We start from the raw sequence: 22127 nt of genomic DNA, 5'->3' as shown, positions 1-22127 counted from the left end.
ACTGTAATTAAGTTAAACGTTATACGAATTTCGCGAAATCTATTGTGAGGCTGTTTATCAGAAAAGGAGTGTACTATATGATTAAGCAGATTATTAAAACCGTAGATGGAAATGAAGCAACGGCTGATGTAGCATACGCTTTTACGGAAGTAGCTACGATTTATCCTATTACGCCGTCGTCTCCCATGGCGGAGCATGTCGACGTATGGGCGGCTAACGGAAGAAAGAATTTATTTGGCCAGCCGGTTAAGCTGGTAGAAATGCAGTCCGAAGCCGGCGCTATCGGCGCCGTTCACGGCGCGTCGGAAACGGGCAGCCTGTGTTCGTCCTTTACGGCGTCTCAAGGCCTTATGCTCATGATTCCCGTCATGCACCGCTTATCGGGCGAATTGAAGCCCGTCGTCCTCCACGTGGCGGCCCGTACGGTCGGGACTCATACCATGTCTATTTTCGGCGACCATTCCGACGTCATGGGCTGCCGCAATACGGGCTGGGCCATGTTGTGCAGCGCCAGCGTGCAGGAATGCGCCGATTTGGCGGCAGTGGCTCATTTGTCGGCGATTAAGGGCCACGTTCCCTTCATGCACTTTTTCGACGGCTTCCGCACGTCTCATGAAATCCAGAAGATCAGCATGCTGCCGGAAGACGAATTGAAAAAGCTGATTGATCAAGATGCCCTGTATGACTTCAAGCATCACGGCTTAAATCCGGAACATCCGGTCATCCGCAGCACCGTCACCAACCCGGACATGTTCTTCCAGTCCCGCGAAGCCAATAACTCCTGGTACGACCGCCTTCCGTACATTGTAGAAGACTATATGGACAAGATCAGCGAGCTGACAGGCCGTACGTACAAATTGTTCAACTACTACGGCGACCCGGAAGCAGAGCACGTCGTCGTCGCCATGGGTTCCGTTACCGGCGCGATTCAGGAGGTCGTAGACTCGCTGAACGCCCAGGGCAAGAAGGTCGGCTACGTGCAGGTACACCTGTTCCGTCCCTTCTCGCTAGAACACTTCATGCAGGCCTTGCCGGAAACCGTTCGCTCCATTACCGTTATGGACCGGACGAAGGAACCGGGCGCCTTAGGCGAGCCGCTGTTTGAAGATGTCTGCGCTGCCGTAGAACATACGGGACGCTACATTCCTATCATGGCCTGCCGCTACGGCTTGTCGTCCAAGGACGTGCCGCCGGCGTCGATTCACGCCGTATTCCGCAATATGGAATCGCTGCAGCCGAAGAAGCACTTCACCTTGGGCATCATCGACGACGTAACGCACCTGTCCTTGCCGGACGTACCCATTCAGATTGACGACCAGGGCACGGTAAGCTGCAAGTTCTGGGGCTTCGGCTCGGACGGTACAGTTGGCGCGAACAAAAACTCCATCAAGATTATCGGCGACAATACGGATATGTATGTTCAGGCCTATTTTGAATACGATACGAAGAAATCGGGCGGCGTGACGAAATCCCATCTCCGCTTCGGCAAGAATCCGATCCGCTCGACCTATTACATCAAGCAGGCTGATTTCCTGGCATGTCATAAACAGGCGTACATGGATTCGTACGACATCGTCAGCGAAGTAAAGGACGGCGGCATTTTCCTGCTGAACTGCAGCTGGAGCCCCGAAGAGCTGGATCAGCATCTGAGCAATAAGGTAAAGCGGCAGATTGCCGAAAAGGGACTGCGTTTCTATACGATTGACGCGACGAAGATCGCCGAAGAAATCGGTCTCGGCAGCAACCGGACCAATACGGTTCTGCAGGCTTCCTTCTTCAAGCTGACGGAAATCCTGCCTATTGAAGACGCCGTCCGCTACATGAAAGAAGCTATTGCCAAGACGTATCTGGCAAAGGGCGAAGCCGTCATTTCCATGAACCAGGCCGCCGTGGACCGGGGCATTACGGGCCTCGTCGCCGTCGACGTGCCGGAAAGCTGGAAGGACCTGCCGGCGGATCCGCCGAAGGCCGAAAGCGGTCTGCCCGATTTCATTACGAAAATCGTCGAACCGGCGAACGCTCAGCTGGGCGATACGATTCCCGTCAGCGAATTTGTCCAGTATGCCGACGGTTCGTATCCCCTGGGTTCGACGAAATATGAAAAGAGAGGCATTGCTTCGACGGTGCCGGAATGGATCGTTGAAAACTGCATCCAGTGCAACCGCTGCGCCCTCGTTTGCCCGCACGCCGCTATCCGCCCGTACTTGGTAACGGCTGATGAAAAGAAGGCGGCTCCGGCTGATTTCACAACGAAGAAGGCCGTCGGCAAGGGCCTGGAAGGGTATGAATTCCGCATGCAGGTATCGCCTCTCGACTGCTACAGCTGCGGCACTTGCGTCAACGTCTGCCCGGCCAAGGAAAAAGCGCTGGTCATGAAGCCTCTCGACACGCAGCGCCATGAAAGCGCAAACTGGGATTACGCCCAGACGATTGCGCCGAAGGATACGGGCCTCGATAAGTTCTCCGTCAAGGGCAGCCAGTTCAACCAGCCTCTCCTCGAGTTCTCCGGTGCCTGCGCAGGCTGTGCGGAAACGGCGTACATGAAGATTTTGACCCAGCTGTTTGGGCCGCGCATGCTCGTAGCCAACGCGACGGGATGCACCCAGGCCTGGGGTTCCGCGATGCCGAGCATTCCCTATACGACGAACAGTGAAGGTTTCGGTCCGGCTTGGTCCAACTCCGTATTTGAAGACAACGCTGAATTTGCCCTCGGCATGTCCTTGTCCATGACGCAGCAGCGCGACGATATCCGCATCAAATCGGAACAGCTTTTGCCGCTGACGGACGGCGCGCTGCACGACGCGATTCAGGCATGGCTCGACTCCATCGGTGTTGCAAACGAAGGCGAAGTCACGGAAGGCATCAGCCGCGCATATATTAAAGCGCTGAGCGAAGCTGAACTGACCGGCGAAGCTGCCGATTTGCAGAAATACATCTTATCCCATAAAGAACATATCATCAAAAAGACGATTTGGATGTACGGCGGCGACGGCTGGGCCTACGACATCGGCTACGGCGGCTTGGATCACGTCATGGCTATGAACGCCAACCTGAACGTCATGCTCGTCGACACGGAAGTATATTCCAATACGGGCGGCCAGTCGTCCAAGGCGACGCCTGTCGGCGCAGTGGCGCAGTTCGCCGCGTCGGGCCGCAAGTTCAACAAGAAGGATCTGGGACGCCTGCTCATGACGTACGGCCATATCTACGTCGCCCAGGTCGCTCTCGGCGCTGATCCGAACCAGCTTATCAAGGCCATCAAGGAAGCGGAAGCCTACGACGGTCCTTCCATCATCATCGCCTACTCGCCGTGCATCAATCACGGCATCCGCGGCGGCATGGGCAACGCCCAGGAAGAAATGAAGCGGGCCGTAGACTGTGGGTACTGGCACCTGTATCGGTACAACCCCGCGCTGGAAAAAGAAGGCAAGAATCCCTTCATCCTCGATTCGAAGGAACCGAAGGAATCGTTCCGCGAATACCTCATGGGTGAAACGCGGTACGCTGCCTTGACCCGGACCTTCCCGGATATTGCCGACGAACTGTTCGCCAAGGCCGAAGAATTTGCCAAGAAGAAGTATGAAATCTATAAAGAATTAGCAGATAAATAACTCGACGATCCTTAGGGTACATTATCTGTGACGACGGAGCTGCCGCGATGCACGAGGTGTCGCGGCAGCTCGTTTCATTTTATGGCTTCTCATGGTACAATACATACAAGAAAAGGCTGGTGATACGTATGAAAAAAATTTGGCTTATCCGGCATGGCGAGAGTATTGCCAATGCCGGCGAACCGACACAGGACCATGCGGCCATCCCGCTGTCGGAAAAGGGGCTTCAGCAGGCCCAGGAGCTGGCTCTTGCCATCCCGTCGGCTCCCGATTTAATCGTCACGTCTCCTTTTTTGCGGGCCCAGCAGACGGCGATGCCGACGATCGGGCGGTTTCCTCAGGCTCATACGGGGATTTGGGACTTCATTCATGAATTTGTATATCTGGCGCCGGCGACCTGCGTCGGCACGACCTTTGCCCAGCGGCGTCCCCGGGTCATCGCCTATTGGCGGAAGCTGGACCCCGACTATGTCGACGGCGAAGGCGCCGAAAGCTACCGGCAGCTTATGGAGCGGATTCAGACGACGATAAGCCTCCTGCAGCGGCGTCCGGAACAATTTATCCTCCTGTTTACTCATGCGCAGTTTATACGCAATTTCCTTCTGGCGTATGAGCATCCGCAATGGACGGCAGAGCAGTGCATGGCTTCATTCCGGCGGAGCGAGCCGGTCCGCAACGGACAAATCATAGAAATCTTCATGTAAAATGTACTATCATAGTATTGTTTTATGCTGTCTCCCATGATATGATGAAATCAATAGTAAAGAATAATTATTATTGCTTGAAAATCATGATAGGAGATGATCGGCATGGCCAATTTTATAGATGCCGTTAAGCAGAGACGGACGAATTATGCTTTGGGGAAAGAAATCCCCGTTTCAGAAGGGCAGATTGTAGAGACGATTCAGACGGTGGTACGGGAGGTCCCGTCGGCATTCAACATGCAGTCCGGCAAGGTCGTCGTGGCCCTCGGCGCCGTGCACGACAGGATATGGGATATTACGATGGATACGCTGCGTCCTATCGTGCCGCCGGCCAATTTTGCCGCGACAGAACAAAAAATCCATTCCTTCGCCGCGGCCTATGGGACAGTCTTGTTTTTTGACGACACGTCCATCGTAGACGACCTGGCCCGGCAATTTCCGACGTACGCCGATAATTTTCCCGTTTGGGCCCAGCAGGCTAACGGCATGATGCAGTTTGCTGTCTGGACGGCCCTGGCTGATTTGGGATTGGGCGTAAATATACAGCATTATAATCCCCTCATTGACGACGAAGTAAAACAGCTCGTCCATGCGCCGGAATCGTGGAAGCTCATCGCCCAGATGCCCTTCGGACAGGTGTTGGAAGCTCCGAAGCCGATTCAAAAAGTCCCTGTAGAAGAACGGGTGAAGATTCTAAGATAAGACGCCATATAAAAAACGCATTCGCAACGGTTGCTGCGAATGCGTTTTTTTGTATTGTTCAGTTAGCTAATAAAGAGTTGTCCGAAATATACGATACAGCCTAAAATAATGGCGTACGGAACGTATACTTTGATAATAGCTTTGAGGATTTCGCTGTCTTTTCCTACTAGGGAAATAGCGCCTACGGCGATGGCGATGCTTTGCGGCGAGATCATCTTGCCGACGCATGTGCCGGCAGAATTTGCCGCTGCCAGCCAGGCCGCGTTGGCGCCGATAGCTTTGGCGGCATCGGTCTGCAAGTTGCCGAATAATACGTTGCTCGACGTGCCGGAGCCGGTAATAAAGGTGCCGACAGAGCCGATAATCGGAGCGATGAAGGGATAAAAGTTGCCGGTTACGTCGACGGCCGTGCTGGCGATATCCGACGTCATGCCGCTGTAGCCCATGACCTTAGCCGTGGCGATAACGGCGATAATGGTGATGATCGTATTGCGCAGGCCGCGGATCGTTTGAAGCAGCACAAAGAACATTTCGCTGAACGAAGCCTTTTGCACGTATCCGCTGATAAATGCAGCCAGGAAAATAAGCACGCCCGGCGTAGCTAACCAAACGAAGGTATAAGGAGAAGCGCCGGGGCCGGTATATATGACGACGGAAGTTTTGATAGCGCTTAAGGGAACGTTGATGACAGGGACGAATTTAGAAGTCAGCAGAAGGAAGACGAAGATGAGGATAAAGGGCAGGCAGGCTAAGAATCCGCCGTGCAAGGGTACGTGGGCCGGATGGATGTCCATGTGGTACGTTTCATCCTGGGAAGGACGGTATTTGGAGTACAGGACGATGATGCCCATGATGACGACAGATGAAATCATAACGGCCAGCTCCGGACCCGCAACAGCTGAAATGAGCAGTTCCGGCACAGCCAGGCCCAAGCCGCACAGCAGCGTCAGCAGCGTTACGCCTTTTAAGGCCTTGATGGAGCCGCCGACGATTATGACCATGAGAAATGGACAGATGATGTTGAGAGGCAAGAGCTGCAAGCTGATGTAAGTAGACAATTGGACAGGGTCCAGGCCGGTCAAATTTGCCAGCGTGCTGGCCGGGATGCCGATAGAACCATATGTCGTCGGTACAGAATTGGCAATCAGGCAGAGCAAAATAGCCTTTACAGGATTGAAGCCCATGGCGACGAGCATGCTGGCCGGAATGGCAATAGCCGTGCCGAAACCGGCCATGCCTTCCATGAACGCGCCGAATCCCCAGCCGATGAGCAGCGCCAGGACGCGCTGGTCTTTGCTTACCGTCGTCAGCATGTGTTTTACAATGTCCATGGATTTTGTATATAACGTCAAATTATATGTAAAAATAGCGGCGATGATGACTAATAAGATAGGCCAGCAAGCTAATGCGACGCCTTCTAAAGCCGCCGTGCCGGCATGGAGCGCCGGCAGATGATAATACCAAAGCGCTACGGCAAAGGAGAGGAGCAAGGCAATAGGACAGGCCTTAAAACTTTGCATTTTGAGAAATCCCAGAGAAACGATGAGCCATAAAATAGGAGACAAGGCTAATACGAAGGTTAGCATAATACGTTCCATCCTTTCTTATAGTATGTGAAATTTTTCCCTTAAATAAGGAGAGATAGGAATGCGTTTCACGCTTAAAATATAGTTTCATTCATTATTCGCATAGATAAAAATGAAAAACTATTCGTGAAAACAATAACTATATTTTACTATAGATTTATAGAATTAATCAATACATAATACGATTCGTAAATGGCATGGATAAAAAAGGAGGTATACGCATTTGTCATAGGTATGCTAGCAGGGAATATAAAAAAGCCGCCATGTGCAATGACATGGCGGCTTGCAGCATCCAAAGGGACGCAGGATAATTAAAACCCGAGGTTTTCTCCGACGAGAATGACTTTGATGCGGCCGGCCGGGCTGCAGCGGCGCGTGCGGACGAATTGGTTGCAAATGCTGCCTTCGCTGTTGCAGTCGGCGCACATGCCCGTGACGATGCACGGCGTCGGAGCGGCGAAGCGCTGTTTGTTGATGGGAGCGGCTACTGTGCGGGCCCGGACGACGGCATCTTCCAGGGTCGGCGCGACCTTGTTCATGCCGACGATGACGACGACCTGTTTCGGGCCGTATACCAGGGCGGCGACGCGGTTTCCGTTGCCGTCGATATTATAGAGCTGGCCGTCTTCTGTTGCGGCGTTCGTTCCCATGATGAACGTGTCGCAGAGCAGAGCCTTGCGCATCAGCTCGACTCGTTCCTCCGGCGAGCCGGCGGCGTCACGGTCGATGACCTGGTAGTGCTCCAGCACATAGGGCCGCAGGCCGATTTCGTTAATAGAAACGGAACCGCCCCAGGACACGACGTGGTCTGCCGGAATGAGGGCCAGCGCTTTTTGCAGCGCTTCCTCCTTGGTGGGACAGTAATAGGCTTCAAAGCCGCGCTTAGCAAAGTTTTCCGCTACTTTCGGGCCTTTCTTATCGTACATTACGTGCATCATATCGGATCGATCCATAATAATAACCTCCTCTTAGTGCATACCTTTTGTATATATTAAGAGTAGCCTATTTTTTTATTCTTGGCAATGAAGATATTTGTCTGAATTCCGTAAATTTTTTGATGCTGCGCGGCAATGCGCGCGTTGCGTCGATAGTTTCCTGAGACGGCTGCGAAGCGAAGTTCCACTCGTCGTGTTTTTAGTAGGATGGACCGATACCATGATGCTGGCAATGGGAGGAAAGAGGTCGACAAACATTTTGCATGGCGGCAACGGGCGTAACTGCGCAGTGCGGTATCGACGTATCTAATGAGAAGGAGCCGTTTTGCCGTTGACATAGTAATTTTATACTTTTTATAATAATAGATATATTGATGCACAAGGAGTGATGAACATGAAAAAACTATTGGTATGTATTGCTATTGCAGCATTTTCAGCGGCCTCGGCCTGCCTTGCCGCTGATGGGCTAAACGCGGCTTCTGCGGCAGCGGCAGCCGTCCCGTATCGGACGCTGACGCCGCAAGAAGCAAAGCTGCAGATGGATCAGCAGACAAATCTCGTCGTCGTCGACGTGCGCACTCAGGAAGAATATGCGGCAGGCCATATTCCTTCCGCCGTGCTGCTGCCGGTAGAGCAGATTGAAGCGAAGGCTGATTCCGTCGCCAAGGTCCTGCCGGATAAAAACGCGGAAATCTTCGTATATTGCCGCAGCGGCAAGCGCGCCGGCCGCGCGGCAGCGGCGCTGACAGAACAGGGCTATACCAACGTCTACAGCATCGGCGGCATCATGGACTGGCCCTATGAGGTCGTAAAATAATCAAAATAGGAAAATAAAAAAGCTGATTACAGTGTATGATCCCCGTAATCAGCTTTTTTGGTATGGTGGAGATGAGGAGAGTCGAACTCCTGTCCGTAAATGCCGCCCCATGAACTTCTCCGAGCGCAGACCTTGTTTTATCGTCTCAAACAGCTGTCGTACAAGGACAAACTACGCTGTTCCAGCCTTGTGAGTTTCCCGCTGCGGCGGCCAGGCCCATGCCGCAGGGTATCCCGCTAAGTGACGTCTGCAAACTGCCCGCAGGATTAGCAGCAAGAGACGTTAGCCGCGATTAGGCAGCTAAAGCAAAGTTTTGTTCTTTTGCGTTTAATTTAACGGTTCACCGTTTTGCGGCCTGATGAAACGCCGGCTCGCTATTCATGATACAACCATCCACGTCGAAACCTTTACATCCCCATGGATTTATATAGTATATCATACCCTATGGGTTCTGACAATTCTTTATTTTTGATAATGCGGCGAAGCAGAAAGCGTAGACGGCAAAGAGTCTTGAAAGATTCGCAAATAAAATATATACTAGTTGCAGAAAATATGTTGATTTTTACGGAGGTTTTACGGGAAAAATACGTAATTTATGCTATAATAAATGTGTTAAAAAGAGTATTCTAATAAGAGGCTTCAAAGAAAGGGGACGGCCCTTTGTTATATATTGTCAAATGGATCTATTCATGGCTGCTGCCGCTGGGCGGCATTGTCCTAGCCCTGGGGTTTCTTGCAGCGTATCAGCGGCGCCGCCGGTCGGCAGGCGTCAAATGGCTGGCTGCCGTCGTTCTCGTATTGTACGCCCTGTCGATTGCGCCAGTGTCAAATTGGCTGCTGCGGCCCCTGGAACAGGAGTATGAACAGCCTGCGGCGCAGGCGCTGGACGGCGACGTCATTATTATGCTGGGCGGCGGAGTGCTGGCCGGCGTGCCCGATGTAGATGGAGAAGGACAGCTGAGCGGCGCTGCGGCCAATCGGTTTTTAACGGCCCTGCGCCTTCATCGCGCCCTCGGCCTTCCGCTGCTGCTGTCAGGCGGGAAGGTGCTGCCCGACGACGCCAGCGAGAGCGCCGTCGCCAGGCGCATGCTGCTGTCCCTGGGTGCGGCGGAATCTATGATTTATACTGATGAAGAGAGCCGCAATACGGCGGAGAACGCCGCTTTTTCCAAGGCCATCTGCGAGGCCAACGGCTGGCGTCGCCCTATCGTCGTGACCAGTGCCTTTCATATGGAGCGGGCGGCCTATTTGTTCCGCCGCGAAGGCTTGGACATCACGCCGTATCCTTGCGATTACCGCGCCGGAACGGGAATATCTCTCTATTCCTTTGTTCCCCAGGCCAGCGTGCTGGCCGATTCCTGCCTGGCGATAAAAGAGTATGTCGGCTTGGCGGCGGCCAGGGCTGGGCTGCAATAATTACGGTGGAAAAAATATCGGGACAAATTTCGCCCAAGCTATTGCAAAAATGTACCCAGTGTGGCATACTATGGGTGTAAGGTGAATTAAACGAGTTAGTCAATTTGAATAGGTTTTGTAAAAAGGAGTGTATCGACAATGATTAAAGTTGGTATTAATGGTTTTGGCCGTATTGGACGCTTTGTTTTCCGCGCTGCCCAGACTCGCGACGATATCGAAATCGTAGGCATCAACGACCTCTGCCCTGTAGATTACATGGCATATATGCTCAAATACGACACGATGCATGGCCAGTTCGACGGCACGATTGAAGCCGACGTTGAAAACAGCCGCCTTATCGTAAACGGCAAAGCTATCCGCGTAACGGCTGAAAAGGATCCGGCAAACCTCAAATGGGACGAAGTCGGCGCTGAATACGTCGTCGAATCGACAGGCCGCTTCCTCACCATGGATTTGGCTGAAAAACACCTCCAGGCCGGCGCTAAATACGTCGTTCTGTCCGCTCCTTCCAAACAGGGCGAAGACGGCCGTCAGGCTGATATGTTCGTATGCGGCGTAAACACCGATACATACAAAGGCCAGACGATCGTTTCCAACGCTTCCTGCACGACAAACTGCCTGGCTCCGATCGCCAAGGTCCTCAATGACGCGTTCGGCGTTAAAGAAGGCCTCATGACGACGGTACATTCCACGACGGCTACGCAGAAAACTGTCGACGGCCCGTCCCTGAAAGACTGGCGCGGCGGCCGTGCTGCAGCTGGCAACATCATTCCGTCCTCCACGGGCGCAGCGAAAGCCGTAGGCAAGGTTATTCCTGAATTGAACGGCAAATTGACAGGCATGTCCATGCGCGTTCCGACGCTGGACGTTTCCGTTGTCGACCTCACGGTCAACCTGGCAAAACCGGCTACGTACGATGAAATCTGCGCCGCTATGAAGAAAGCTTCCGAAGGCGAACTGAAAGGCATCCTCGGCTACACGGAAGACGCCGTCGTATCGTCGGACTTCCTCGGCTGCACGCTCACGTCTATTTTCGACGCGAAAGCCGGCATCGCTTTGACAGATACATTCGTAAAAGTCGTTTCCTGGTATGACAACGAAATCGGCTATTCCAACAAGGTTCTCGACCTCATTGCCGTCATGAACGACTACAACAGCAAAAACTAATTTGTAGCGACGCATTTCCCAACGGGTAAACAGCCTCCCGTTACAAATATTCAAGACCGAAATAGAAATACAATGAAAAGGCAGGGATTGCGAATTTCCCTGCTTTTTCTTTTCTTCACAGCCGGGCTGTAAAGGTAAAGAAGGAGATAGAAGTATATGACAAAAAAGAAACCTGTAATGCTGGTGATTATGGATGGATTCGGCTGCAGCGATATCCAAAAGGACAACGCCGTGGCGCAGGCCGATTTAAAGGTGCTGCCGGCTCTCTGGAAGGAATATCCCCACGCTCATTTAGGCGCGTCGGGTGAAGACGTAGGCTTGCCTGACGGCCAGATCGGCAACTCCGAAGTCGGCCATCTGAATATCGGCGCCGGCCGCATCGTCTATCAGGCCCTGACGAAGATCACCAAGGATATCCGCGAAGGCGCGTTTTTTGAAAAGCCCGCCCTTGTCGAAGCCATGGAAAACGTCAGGAAACACGATTCGGCCCTGCATCTGCTGGGCCTCGTATCGCCGGGCGGCGTGCACAGCAGCGAACAGCATTTATTCGGCCTGCTGGAAATGGCCAAGCGGTACGGTTTAAAAAAGGTATATGTCCATGCCTTTCTCGACGGCCGCGACGTGCTGCCCCGCAGCGCCGGCGAATACTTGCAGGAATTAGAAGATAAATGCGCCGAGCTGGGTGTCGGCGAAATCGCGACGATCAGCGGCCGGTATTACGCCATGGACCGCGACAAGCGCTGGGACCGGGTAGAAAAGGCGTACTATGCCGTCGCGCTGGGCCAGGGCCATGAAGAACCGGACGCGCAGACGTGCCTGAAGCATTCCTACGCCGCCGACGTATCCGACGAATTCGTCGTTCCGACGGTTATTCATAAACATCCTGTAGAAGACGGCGACAGCGTCGTATTCTTCAACTTCCGCCCCGACCGGGCCCGCCAGCTTACGACGGCTTTTGTCTGCGACGATTTCGACGGCTTTGACCGGCCGAAGAAATTAGACGTGTACTTCGCTACGATGACCCGCTATGAAGACGATTTGCCGGTCCACGTCGTATATGATAAGGAAACCATAGCCAATACGCTGGGCGAAGTGCTGGCCAAGGCCGGTAAGACGCAGCTGCGCATTGCCGAAACGGAAAAATACGCCCATGTGACGTATTTCTTCAACGGTGGCGAAGAAACGCCCAACGTTGGGGAAGACCGAATTCTCGTGCCGTCGCCGAAGGTCGCTACGTACGACCTGCAGCCGGAAATGAATGCGCCCCTCGTCACGGATAAGGTCGTCGAACGGATTGAAAGCGGCGAATACGACATGATCATGCTCAACTTTGCCAACGCCGACATGGTAGGCCATACGGGCGTGTTTGAAGCTGCCGTCAAGGCGGTGGAAACCGTCGATACGTGCATCGGCCGCATCGTAGACGCCCTGAAGACTGTCGACGGCCAGCTGCTGATCATCGCCGACCACGGCAATGCGGAACAGATGGCTGATCCGGAAACGGGCTCGCCCTATACGGCTCATACGACGAACCACGTGCCGTGCATTTTAGTCAGCGAAACATATAAGCACGCCAAGCTGCACGACGGCATTTTAGCCGACGTCGCGCCGACGCTGCTGACGATGGCCGGCATGGCCATTCCCGCCGATATGACGGGAAAATGCTTGATCGACCTTTGATGCCGCCGATGAACACGGTCGTTGTATCGGCGAAACAGCAAATGTCTTTAGATGGAGGTAAAGATGGAACAAGACACGCTCAGTATCTTTCAAAAAATCGCGCCCGATATCATGGGGACGATTAAAGAACGATATTTGCTGCTGCGTCATATTTCCGACGCAGAACCGGTAGGACGGCGCACCCTGGCCGGCTTGTCGGGGCTGTCCGAACGGGTGGTGCGCTCCCATGTGGACGTGCTCCGGCGCAGCGGGCTGGTACGGTTTACGACGATGGGAATTTCCATGGAGCCGGAAGGAAAGGCCCTTATGCCGGACTTATTGGAGTGCTTCCTGCGCTTGAACAATTTAGACGATATGCAGCGGCAGATACGGCAGGCCTTGGGCTTGAAGAACGTGTACATTGTTCCCGGAGACAGCGATACGGATAAAACGGCCTGTGAGGAGCTGGGGCGCAAGGGCGCGCTGCTGCTCAACGATTTGCTCGGCAGCGTCAGCATCGTGGCCATCAGCGGCGGCTCGACCATGGCGGAAATCGCCCGTATGCTTCCAGAAAGCAATGCCGGCGCGACCATACTGCCGGCCCGCGGCAGCATGGGGAACCACGTGGAGTTTCAGGCGAACTATATTGCGGCCGCTGTCGCCGCCAAGACGCACAGCTCGTACCGCATGATTCACCTGCCCGAAGGCGTAAGCGAATCGGCCCTGCGGCTGATGTTCGAGTCAGACGCCCAGGCCAGGGAAAATGTCGCCATGACCTCCCAGGCCCAGGTCGTCGTCTTCGGCATCGGCCGCGCCGATAAGATGGCCAAGCAGCGGGGCATGACGGACCATCAGCGGCAGACACTGGAAACGCTGGGGGCCCGCGGCGAATCGCTGGGCTGTTACTGCAGCCTGGATGGGCGCATCCTGTACGGCAGCAACAACATCGGTATTTCCTTGAAAGATATAAAGCATCATCCCCACGTCATCGCCGTGGCCGGCGGAGCGAGCAAGGCCGAGGCGATCGTAGCCGTCATGCGCACGTGCCGGACGGGTATCCTCGTGACGGACGAAGGCGCGGCGGAAAAAATGATGAAGATGATTTAATACGAGGCTTTTCCAGCGTCTAGCAGACGCTGACGAGTATATATGTATCGTTACGATATGGAGGAGGATTTTTCCATGAAACAGACAATTACAGATATTACAGTGGACAACAAACGGGTATTCGTCAGAGCGGACTTCAACGTGCCCCTCGACGGCGACTGCCGTATTACGGACGACACGCGCATTCAGAAAACGCTGCCGACGATTAAGTATCTGCTCGACCATCACGCGGCAGTCATCCTGGCCAGCCATCTCGGCCGTCCGAAGGGAGAAGCCGTTCCCAAGTATTCGCTGAAACCCGTTGCCGAACGCCTTTCCGAATTACTGGGAATCCCCGTAAAATTTGCTCCGGACTGCGTCGGCCCGGAAACGAAAGCCATGGCCGAAGCGCTCCAGCCCGGCGAAGTCCTGCTTCTCGAAAACCTTCGCTATCATAAGGAAGAAGAAAAGAACGATCCCGAATTTTCCCGCCAGCTCGCCGAATTGGCTGAAGTCGGCGTAAACGACGCCTTCGGCTGCTGCCACCGGGCCCATGCCTCCGTTGCCGGCATTACGGCGTACCTGCCTATGGCTGCAGGCTTCCTGCTGGAAAAGGAAATCCGCTTCATCGGCGGCGCCGTAGACAATCCGGCCCATCCCTTTGCGGCGATTATCGGCGGCGCGAAGGTTTCCGATAAAATCGAAGTCATTTCCAATCTCCTGCCGAAGGTCGACCTCATGATCATCGGCGGCGGCATGGCCAATACGTTCCTGGCCGCCCAGGGCTACGGCATCGGCAAATCCCTCGTCGAAGCCGATAAAATCAATCTGGCGAAGAGCCTCATCGCCCAGGCTCAAGAACAGGGAACGAAGCTTCTCCTTCCCGTCGACGTCATGGTAGCAGCTGCCTTTGACAACGACGCCGACCACAAGGTCGTAGACGTCGCCGACGTGCCGGCCGACTGGATGATCCTCGACGTAGGCACGAAGACGCAGGAACTCTTTGCCAAAGAATTAGCTCCTATGAAGCTCATCGTCTGGAACGGCCCTATGGGCGTATTTGAAATGGAAAATTACGCGAAAGGCACGGAAGCCGTGGCGAAAGCCGTAGCGGCTTCGGATGCCGTATCCATCGTCGGCGGCGGCGACTCCGTATCGGCCGTCAACAAGACGGGCCTTTCCGACCAGATCAGCCATATTTCCACTGGCGGCGGCGCGTCCCTTGAATACCTTGAAGGCAAGAAACTGCCCGGCGTCGAATCGCTGAGCGATAAATAATATATCATCATATTTCAGATAGGAGGATGCTCTCATGAGAAAAACTATTATTGCCGGCAACTGGAAGATGAATCATACTGGCAAGGACGCCAAGGAAACGATTACGGGCCTCGTCGGCCGCGTAGTGCAGGACGTCAAAGCCGAAGTCGTCGTTGCTCCCGTATTTCCGTATCTGCCGATGGCTGTGGAATTGACGAAAGGCACGCCGATCCACGTAGCCGCGCAGAATATGCATTGGGAAGAAAGCGGCGCTTTTACGGGCGAAGTATCTCCGGCTATGCTCGTAGATATCGGCGTAACCCACGTCATTATCGGCCATTCCGAACGCCGTACGTATTTCAACGAAACGGACGAAACGGTCAATAAGAAAACGAAAGCCGCCTTGGCTCATAACCTTACGCCTATCGTATGCTGCGGCGAAACGCTGGAACAGCGCGAAGAAGGCATTATGCAGCCTTGGATTGAAGGACAGATTGAAAAGGCACTCGAAGGCATCGGCGCCGACGACTTGGCGAAGGTCGTCATCGCCTACGAACCGATTTGGGCTATCGGCACGGGCAAGACGGCTACGGCCGCTCAGGCTCAGGAAGTTTGCTCCATTATCCGCAAGAAAATCGCGGCCCTCTACAGCGCCGACGTTGCCGACAGCGTGTCCGTCCTCTACGGCGGCAGCGTAAAAGGCGGCAACGTAGCCGAATTGACGGGCTCTCCCGATATTGACGGCGGCCTCGTCGGCGGCGCCAGCCTGAAAGTCGACGACTTCATGGCTATTATCGACAACGCCGTTGTAAAATAATCGCATTTCGCTCGAAAATACCGTTGGTAGACCTTGCCGACGGTATTTTTTTGCGCCGTTTCATAGTATGATGAATACTATAGACATAGCGAGGAGGCGTTTTATTGTGAAGGTTATCGATTTGACCCATACCATACGGGAGCATATGCCCGTGTTTCCGGGAACGGAAGAGCCGTCCCTGCAGACGGTAAGTACCTGCGAAACGGACGGCTTCAAAGAAACGAAGATTTCCATCTGCACGCACGTCGGCACCCACGCCGATCCGCCAGCCCATGTATTAAACGAAGGCACGACGCTGGATCAGTATGATGCCGGCCAATTTATCGGCAAGGCCCTGGTCGTCGACTGCCGCCGCGTAAAGGAAGGCGGGGCGATTACGATGGATTGCCTGCGGCCCTATGGAGACAAAGTAGAAAAGGCAGAGTTTCTGCTGTTTCACACAGGCTGGGACGCCTACTGGGGAACGCCCCAATACTTCGGCGACTATCCCTGTATAGACGACTCCGTGCTGGAATACGTCGTCGCCGGGTCGTATAAAGGCATCGGGTTCGATACGTTCGGCATCGATCCCATAGGCGACGAAGAGCTGACGCGGCATAGGAAGCTGTTTCAGCGCCGGGAAATGATCAATATAGAAAACCTGAAAAATCTTCACCTGTGCGGCAGCGGCTTATTTTGGTTCGGATGCTTTCCGTTAAAAGTACATCAAAGCGACGGCGCGCCCGTCCGGGCGGTCGCCTGGTTTGAATAGAAAAATCCCCCCGGCAGGAAAGAGGCCTGCGCGAGGGGATGTACTGCATTCGTAGAATCTGCCGGATGAAGAGAAAAGAGAAGGTGAACGGTTAGATTTCTACGTTGAAGTGCTTCAGGATCATTTTTTCCGCTTCGGCGTTCCAGAGGCCGTTGTGAGCTTTGCAGCATGCGTCCAGTTCGAGGAAGAACGGGTCTGTTTCGCCTAATTTGGCGAAATCTTCGATGGCCGTCATCGGCATGTCGAACTGCGTATAGGCCAGCTTTTTGCCGCCCTTGATATGCGGCAGGTTCAGCGTCGTGTCGATGATGCTGTCGATGCCGCCGACATGCGTTACCATGACGGCCGGGTTGATGATGCCTTTGGCAGCCAGGTTGTTGGCTTCGATGAGGTCGTCGTTGTTGCCTCCCGTCGTGCCCATGATGTGGGTGCTCGTGTAGTGGCAGTCATACAGGTTGATTTCGGCGCTGAAGTTTTTGTCCGTCGGGCCGGAGAAGAAGTTCATGCAGCCGTCGAAGGCCAGCAGTCTGTTGCCCAGCTCGGCGACGGCGCGGACCGGCGCATATACGAAGACGTCGTCGTAGCCATGGCCGTCGGTGATCTTCATGAGTTCTTCATAGGGATCGTCCATGGCTCCCGTATTGATGTAGTGGAGTTCGACGCCGTACTGGGCGGCGTATTCGGGGGAAATGACTTCTTTCGCCCGATTGATGCGGCTTTCGTCGATGTCCGTTACGACGATGCGTTTCGGCTTGTTTTCAAAGCGGATGCCGTAGCTGACGGCGCCTAAGCCCATGGGGCCGCAGCCGCCGAGGATGATGATATTGCCGCCTTCTTTTGTGCCCATAGCGTGGTTATAGTTATGCTTGTTCGTGTGGTAGTTGGCCCGGTAGCCGCCGATGATGCAGCTCATCGGTTCGCCCAAGGACGCTTCGAAGAAGCTTTCGCCTTCGTAGGGCATCAGAGCGCCTAATTCCATGACTTCGTGGGGGAAGATGCAGTACGTGCAGTCGCCGCCGAAAAATTCATAGGAATATCCCGGCGAAGCCAGGCTGCCTTTATAGTTCAGCGCCGGCTGCTGGGCGAAGCGCATGCCCGGCTTGAACTGGTCCTGCCATTTCTTGCCGACCTTGACGATGACGCCGGCAAATTCGTGGCCCGTAATGATGGGGTTCGTGTCGATGTTCTGGGGAGCCCGTTTATGCTTTTTTCCTTGTTCGACTAATTTATATGTAGACATGCAGATGCTGTCCGTAATAATTTTGGCTAAAATTTCATCGTCTTTGATTTCCGGGAGTTCAAATTCTTCCAGGCGCAAATCTCTCGTGCCGTACATTCTGACTGCTTTTGTTTTCATCATATATACCTCCTGAGTATCATGCTTAATATAGGGTTCTGTATATGAGTATACGTTGACCTCTTAGTTAGCGAACATGTTGTAGATTTCATCGACAGAGCTGTGGACGACGTCTTCTACGTCGTCTTCGTCGGAGCAAGTGACGGCAATATTGCTCAGAATGTCGACGTGTTCGTCGCCGGCGGCGGCAATGCCGATGACCAGCTTGACCGTCGTGCCGTTCCAGTCCGTGCCTTCGGGGAAGGTCATGATGACCAGGCCGGCGTGCTGCACTTCGACCTTGCCTTCTTCGATGCCGTGGGGAATGGCTACGCTGTTGCCGATGGCCGTATTGAAGACCGTTTCCTTGTCCAGCATGGCCTGGGTATATTTTTCTGTCGTGTAGCCGTCTTCGCAGAAAATCTTGCCGATTTCCCTAATGACATCTTCCTTGGCCTTCGGCTGGCAGTTGAGGATGATGTTCTTTTTCTGTAAAATTTCCATGATGATGTTCTCCTTACGTAAGTTTTATGAGCAATGTATTGAAATACAGCTTGAGGATGCGCTGCAGCTCGGAACGGATGAGGCCTTCGCTGCGGCTTAGGACGGCTTCGTTGAAGCTGTCGTCTATGACCAGGGAGCTGCTGATGAAGCCTAGCAGGTCTGTGTACAGGCGGGTAGGGCCGGCGGCGGGCATCGCCATGAGCAGGATCATGCCGACGCCTTGAAAGTAGGGGTCGGAGAAGCTGCTTTCCGACGGCATACAGGTGTAAAAGGCGGCGTGACTGACGGCGCAGGTCCGGCAGTGCAGCAGGGCGAAGCCCTGGTCGGGAAAGATTTGGCTGCTCAGCCGTTCCCGCTTCATAATATCTTCATACAGCTGCCGGCTTTGCGACTCCGATTCGGCGACTTGGCCGCAGAGCCAGGCTACGGCCTGGTCAAAGGGCAGGGACGCGTCGGCAGTATACATGGCGTAGCCTTTCAGGATATGGGCGATTTCTTCTGCTGATTTGTGGGTTTCCGCCAGTTCCTGTACGAACTCGTCGGGCTGCTTTTCGCCTTCTTCACGATGGACCTGCTTGCGGATGTGGGCGTATTCTTCGATCTTGCATTGGATGCGGCTCATATCGGACTGGGTGATGAGCGGCGAGATGCGGACGGCGTCGATATCCGGACGGTTCAGGGGCAGGCTGCTGACGAAGAAATCCGTGGCTTTGATGACCTCCGGCGTCAGGTCGCCCTTGCCGTAGGTCTTGAGCGAGACGGCGGCGGACAGCTTGTTGCGCAGCCGTGTCATCATCAGGCGGGCGACGCCGAAGCCGCTGGCGCAGACGATGCCGACGGAAACCTTTCGCGTAAAAGCCGTTTTCCCCTTCATGCGTTCCAGGGCCGCGCCGAAGTGAATCGTCAAATACCCGATTTCTTCCTCGGACACGGCGGCACCGATGCCCTTTTCCAGTACGCGGGCCGCCCGGATGGATTTTTGAAACGTGTCGGCGTATTCTTCCTTGATATCGTCCAGCAGGGGATTGATGATATTGAGGTGATTGGTCAGTCGGACGATGGCCGGCTGCAGGTGGACGAAGAGCCCGCGGATAAATTCTTCGTCACAGCGCAGCATATAAGCTTGGCGGGAATCGAAGGCGTCTATCATGGCGTCGATGAGGTTGATCAATTTTTTGCCGTTCAGGTCTGTCGGCACTGTTTCGTCGGGCACGTTGGTGTAATGAATGTTCGCGCCCTTGATGTGCAGCAGCAGGTAGGACAGCTCCAGCTCAGGCATATGCAGGTGAAATTCTTCTTCGATGGCCTGGAGAATGCGCCGGGCCAGACGCAGGTCTTCGCCATCTTCCTCCAAGGGCAGGAATTGCTCGTCTGACGGTACGTTGCCCTGCTGCATGCGTTCGACGCTGATGGCGATGTGGATGATCAGACCGATATAAGCCGAGTCGGTAAACTGGCGGAGCTTGGGTTCGTTCATCTCGCCGAGCAGGGCGTCGATGCGCTGGATCGTGCGGCTGTTCAGCAGGCGGTAAATGCCGTTGTCCGTTACGTTCATGACGGCTTTCGCCAGGGCGGCATGGGGGTCGGTAATTTCTTTTAATTTGTCTACAGGAGCCGTCTCGCTGATGAAGCGCCGCATGGCTTCGCGGTAATTTTGTTCCGTGCCGTTCAGGATGACGCCGAAGCCGGGCTTTTTCAGGATAGATAAATTATTTTTACGCAGCCAGGGGCCGAGGGCTTCCAAATCGGAAGCGGCTGTCGATTCGCTGACGCCCAGGAGCCGGCTGTAATGGTACAGCTTTTTCGGCGTCCGGTCCCGCAGCAGTTCGAACAACAAGTAGCGCCGCCGTTCCTTTTTATCGGACCAATCCGACCGGTCCGAGGCGTTCAAGTCATCGGCCAGGCGCTGCCTTGCCTGCGGCGTGCCGGTCAGCAGGAGGCCCGCTCCTTTCTTGCGCTTCAGCGTCAGCTGGTACGGCGCGATAATCGTCGTGATGTAATCCAACTCGCGCTGGACTGTGCGCTTGCTGATGGCCAGTTCGTCGGCGATTTGCTGTTCGTGCAGAAAATCCTGATGCCGCAGCAGGATAGATAAAATTTGTTGGATGCGCAGTGTGAATTCCGTAGTATCACCTCCTCTGCGTGACGGGAACCTCGTGGGATAACGCAGCCGGTTTTTATGACGGCGGGAGCTGGGCCGAGGCCAGTTCTTCTACGAGCGTCGCGTATTCGGGCGCCGCCATGAAGTTGGTAATCGTAATGAGACGGGCCTGGGGGGCGCTGGCTTTGGCCCGGTCTGCCAAATCCTGATGGCAGACGACGAGCTGCGCGTCTTTCGGTACTTCCGAAACGGATGCGTGGCTGACCTTGATGTCTGTCAGGCCGGCTTTTTTCAGACGCTTCTGCAGGACGGCCGCGCCCATAGCGCTGGAACCCATACCGGCGTCGCAGGCAAAGACGATATTTTTGATTTCTTTTATATTGACTGCCGGCGCTTCGACGGCCGACGGCGTCGCTATGCCCTTAGACTGGGCTTTCATGTCTTTCATCTTCTGCTGGGCTTCGGCGAGAGAGTCCGACGACTTGGCTCCGGACATGCGGATGATGGGCGAAGCGATGAGGAAGGACACGCCGGCGGCGATGAAGATGCCGATGATGACGGACAGCGTAGACCCTTTTGGAGCCATTGCCAGGTACGAAATGAGGCTGCCCGGAGAGGGCGGGCCGGACAAGCCGAGGTCGAGGAGCGAATAATAGAACAACGCCGATACGCTGCCGCCGATCGTAGCCAGCAGGAGCATGGGATTCATGAGGACGTAGGGAAAGGAAATTTCGTGGATGCCGCCTAAGGCGTGAATGATGAGCGCGCCGGGGGCGGAGTGCTTCGTCGTTTTGTCTTTGGAGAACAGCCAGTAAGCGATGAGGACGCCTGCGCCGGGGCCGGGGTTCGTTTCAATCATGTAGAAAATCGATTTGCCGGCCTGCGATACCTGTTCGGCTCCCAGGGGCGTGAAGATACCGTGATTAATGGCGTTGTTCAGGAACAACACCTTTGCCGGTTCGACGAAAAGGCCGATGAGGGGGAAGATGCCGTAGGTGACGAGAATCTGAACGCCCGCCGTCAGAAAGGTGAGCAGGATGCCCATGACCGGGCCGATGAGATAAAAGCCTATGATGGATAAGAGCATGCCTATGATGCCGACGGAGAAGTTGTTGACCAGCATTTCAAAGCCCGGCTTGATGCGGCCGTCTGCGGCGGCGTCGAACTTTTTGATGACCAGGCCGGCCAGGGGACCCATGACCATCGCGCCCATGAACATGGTGTACGATGTACCGCAGATGACGCCGACAGTCGCGATGACGCCGATGACGGCGCCGCGGTCGCCGCCGACGGCCTTGCCGCCCTGATAGGCGATGAGCAGGGGCAGGACGTAGGTCAGGAATGGGCCGACCATGGCAGCCAGCTTTTCATTCGGCAGCCAGCCTGAGGGAATAAACATAGCCGTAATAAGACCCCAGGCGATGAAGGCGCCGATGTTCGGCATGACCATACCGCTGAGGAAGCGGCCGAACGATTGAATCTTTGCTTTCATTGTTGTACCTCCTAAAGTGATTCAGTACGCACGCTGCATTCCGGACTGCTTGTGTTTCTGATAGCTTAAGTATATCGGCAGGCCGGGGCAAACGCAACAAATAGTAATGTAACTTTGTCACCCATGAAAATGACAATATCTGGAGAATGCATAGCCTTAAATCTTTTAACGTTTCGGTGATGGGCC

The 22127-nt window shown here is 54.5% G+C and carries 17 protein-coding genes and 1 other RNA gene; 11 read left to right on the top strand and 7 right to left on the bottom strand.

The genetic code is table 11. From position 1 onward, the window contains the following. Nucleotides 1–77: 77 nt before the first annotated feature. The 3 genes from nifJ to DKB62_RS03495 all read left to right on the top strand — a co-directional run bounded on the left by nifJ (nucleotide 78) and on the right by DKB62_RS03495 (nucleotide 5017). The gene (gene nifJ, locus DKB62_RS03505; protein WP_107196703.1) at nucleotides 78–3611 is read left to right on the top strand and encodes a pyruvate:ferredoxin (flavodoxin) oxidoreductase; all 3534 of its coding nucleotides are present in this window, start codon (nucleotides 78–80) and stop codon (nucleotides 3609–3611) included. A gap of 128 nt (nucleotides 3612–3739) precedes the next feature. Continuing rightward, entirely contained in the window at nucleotides 3740–4315 is a 576-nt protein-coding gene (locus tag DKB62_RS03500) for a histidine phosphatase family protein (protein ID WP_095629630.1), read from the top strand. Between the two features lie 105 nt (nucleotides 4316–4420). Continuing rightward, the gene (locus DKB62_RS03495; protein ID WP_198643554.1) at nucleotides 4421–5017 is read left to right on the top strand and encodes a nitroreductase family protein; all 597 of its coding nucleotides are present in this window, start codon (nucleotides 4421–4423) and stop codon (nucleotides 5015–5017) included. 62 nt (nucleotides 5018–5079) lie between these two features. On the opposite strand, the gene DKB62_RS03490 is transcribed toward DKB62_RS03495, so the two are convergent. Further along, nucleotides 5080–6603 (bottom strand): L-lactate permease, encoded by a 1524-nt coding sequence (locus tag DKB62_RS03490; RefSeq protein WP_107196702.1) that lies wholly within the window; start codon nucleotides 6601–6603, stop codon nucleotides 5080–5082. A gap of 311 nt (nucleotides 6604–6914) precedes the next feature. Next, a complete protein-coding gene (locus DKB62_RS03485) occupies nucleotides 6915–7556 on the bottom strand; it encodes a lactate utilization protein (RefSeq protein WP_107196701.1) in 642 nt (213 codons plus the stop codon). A 376-nt stretch (nucleotides 7557–7932) separates the two neighbouring features. Between DKB62_RS03485 and DKB62_RS03480 the strand changes: the two genes are divergently transcribed. After that, on the top strand, nucleotides 7933–8355 hold the full coding sequence (locus tag DKB62_RS03480; protein WP_198643553.1) for a rhodanese-like domain-containing protein: 423 nt from the start codon (nucleotides 7933–7935) through the stop codon (nucleotides 8353–8355). Between the two features lie 63 nt (nucleotides 8356–8418). On the opposite strand, the gene ssrA is transcribed toward DKB62_RS03480, so the two are convergent. Next, nucleotides 8419–8772: a transfer-messenger RNA gene (gene ssrA / locus DKB62_RS03475) on the bottom strand. 243 nt (nucleotides 8773–9015) lie between these two features. Between ssrA and DKB62_RS03470 the strand changes: the two genes are divergently transcribed. From DKB62_RS03470 to DKB62_RS03440, 7 genes are all read left to right on the top strand, one after another. Then, complete coding sequence (locus DKB62_RS03470) at nucleotides 9016–9771, top strand: YdcF family protein (protein WP_107196699.1); 756 nt, start codon at nucleotides 9016–9018, stop codon at nucleotides 9769–9771. Nucleotides 9772–9909: 138 nt separating this feature from the next. Beyond that, nucleotides 9910–10938, top strand: coding sequence for a type I glyceraldehyde-3-phosphate dehydrogenase (gene gap, locus DKB62_RS03465; RefSeq protein ID WP_107196698.1), 1029 nt, complete (start codon nucleotides 9910–9912; stop codon nucleotides 10936–10938). 156 nt (nucleotides 10939–11094) lie between these two features. Next, nucleotides 11095–12618 (top strand): 2,3-bisphosphoglycerate-independent phosphoglycerate mutase, encoded by a 1524-nt coding sequence (gene gpmI, locus DKB62_RS03460; RefSeq protein ID WP_107196697.1) that lies wholly within the window; start codon nucleotides 11095–11097, stop codon nucleotides 12616–12618. A 63-nt stretch (nucleotides 12619–12681) separates the two neighbouring features. Then, entirely contained in the window at nucleotides 12682–13704 is a 1023-nt protein-coding gene (locus tag DKB62_RS03455; RefSeq protein WP_107196696.1) for a sugar-binding transcriptional regulator, read from the top strand. A 75-nt stretch (nucleotides 13705–13779) separates the two neighbouring features. Next, nucleotides 13780–14961: a phosphoglycerate kinase gene (locus DKB62_RS03450; protein WP_107196695.1), complete on the top strand. Its 1182-nt coding sequence runs from the start codon at nucleotides 13780–13782 to the stop codon at nucleotides 14959–14961. A 34-nt stretch (nucleotides 14962–14995) separates the two neighbouring features. Next, the gene (gene tpiA / locus DKB62_RS03445; RefSeq protein WP_107196694.1) at nucleotides 14996–15757 is read left to right on the top strand and encodes a triose-phosphate isomerase; all 762 of its coding nucleotides are present in this window, start codon (nucleotides 14996–14998) and stop codon (nucleotides 15755–15757) included. 106 nt (nucleotides 15758–15863) lie between these two features. Then, a complete protein-coding gene (locus tag DKB62_RS03440) occupies nucleotides 15864–16508 on the top strand; it encodes a cyclase family protein (protein ID WP_107196693.1) in 645 nt (214 codons plus the stop codon). 91 nt (nucleotides 16509–16599) lie between these two features. Here the strand turns inward: DKB62_RS03440 and DKB62_RS03435 are convergent, their stop codons facing one another. From DKB62_RS03435 to DKB62_RS03420, 4 genes are all read right to left on the bottom strand, one after another. Beyond that, nucleotides 16600–17868, bottom strand: a complete 1269-nt coding sequence (locus DKB62_RS03435) for a zinc-binding dehydrogenase (RefSeq protein ID WP_232818849.1) — start codon at nucleotides 17866–17868, stop codon at nucleotides 16600–16602. Between the two features lie 60 nt (nucleotides 17869–17928). Beyond that, nucleotides 17929–18348 (bottom strand): PTS mannitol transporter subunit IIA, encoded by a 420-nt coding sequence (locus DKB62_RS03430; RefSeq protein ID WP_232818848.1) that lies wholly within the window; start codon nucleotides 18346–18348, stop codon nucleotides 17929–17931. A 13-nt stretch (nucleotides 18349–18361) separates the two neighbouring features. Continuing rightward, the gene (locus tag DKB62_RS03425; RefSeq protein ID WP_269148082.1) at nucleotides 18362–20446 is read right to left on the bottom strand and encodes a PRD domain-containing protein; all 2085 of its coding nucleotides are present in this window, start codon (nucleotides 20444–20446) and stop codon (nucleotides 18362–18364) included. A 79-nt stretch (nucleotides 20447–20525) separates the two neighbouring features. After that, nucleotides 20526–21941 carry a PTS mannitol transporter subunit IIBC gene (locus DKB62_RS03420; protein WP_107196689.1) on the bottom strand — a complete coding sequence of 472 codons (1416 nt, stop codon included), beginning with the start codon at nucleotides 21939–21941 and terminating at the stop codon, nucleotides 20526–20528. Nucleotides 21942–22127 lie beyond the last annotated feature (186 nt).

This window comes from Megasphaera stantonii, assembly GCF_003367905.1.
GTDB classification, from domain to species: domain Bacteria; phylum Bacillota; class Negativicutes; order Veillonellales; family Megasphaeraceae; genus Megasphaera; species Megasphaera stantonii.
This window is presented reverse-complemented; position numbering and strand designations above follow the sequence as displayed.

Coding starts and splice junctions, on each gene's coding strand:
- DKB62_RS03455 (WP_107196696.1), top strand. CDS start 12,682: ATGGAACAAGACACGCTCAGTATCTTTCAAAAAATCGCGCCCGATATC.
- gap (WP_107196698.1), top strand. CDS start 9,910: ATGATTAAAGTTGGTATTAATGGTTTTGGCCGTATTGGACGCTTTGTT.
- gpmI (WP_107196697.1), top strand. CDS start 11,095: ATGACAAAAAAGAAACCTGTAATGCTGGTGATTATGGATGGATTCGGC.
- DKB62_RS03500 (WP_095629630.1), top strand. CDS start 3,740: ATGAAAAAAATTTGGCTTATCCGGCATGGCGAGAGTATTGCCAATGCC.
- nifJ (WP_107196703.1), top strand. CDS start 78: ATGATTAAGCAGATTATTAAAACCGTAGATGGAAATGAAGCAACGGCT.
- DKB62_RS03430 (WP_232818848.1), bottom strand. CDS start 18,348: ATGGAAATTTTACAGAAAAAGAACATCATCCTCAACTGCCAGCCGAAG.
- DKB62_RS03420 (WP_107196689.1), bottom strand. CDS start 21,941: ATGAAAGCAAAGATTCAATCGTTCGGCCGCTTCCTCAGCGGTATGGTC.
- DKB62_RS03485 (WP_107196701.1), bottom strand. CDS start 7,556: ATGGATCGATCCGATATGATGCACGTAATGTACGATAAGAAAGGCCCG.
- tpiA (WP_107196694.1), top strand. CDS start 14,996: ATGAGAAAAACTATTATTGCCGGCAACTGGAAGATGAATCATACTGGC.
- DKB62_RS03490 (WP_107196702.1), bottom strand. CDS start 6,603: ATGCTAACCTTCGTATTAGCCTTGTCTCCTATTTTATGGCTCATCGTT.
- DKB62_RS03495 (WP_198643554.1), top strand. CDS start 4,421: ATGGCCAATTTTATAGATGCCGTTAAGCAGAGACGGACGAATTATGCT.
- DKB62_RS03435 (WP_232818849.1), bottom strand. CDS start 17,868: ATGATGAAAACAAAAGCAGTCAGAATGTACGGCACGAGAGATTTGCGC.
- DKB62_RS03480 (WP_198643553.1), top strand. CDS start 7,933: ATGAAAAAACTATTGGTATGTATTGCTATTGCAGCATTTTCAGCGGCC.
- DKB62_RS03450 (WP_107196695.1), top strand. CDS start 13,780: ATGAAACAGACAATTACAGATATTACAGTGGACAACAAACGGGTATTC.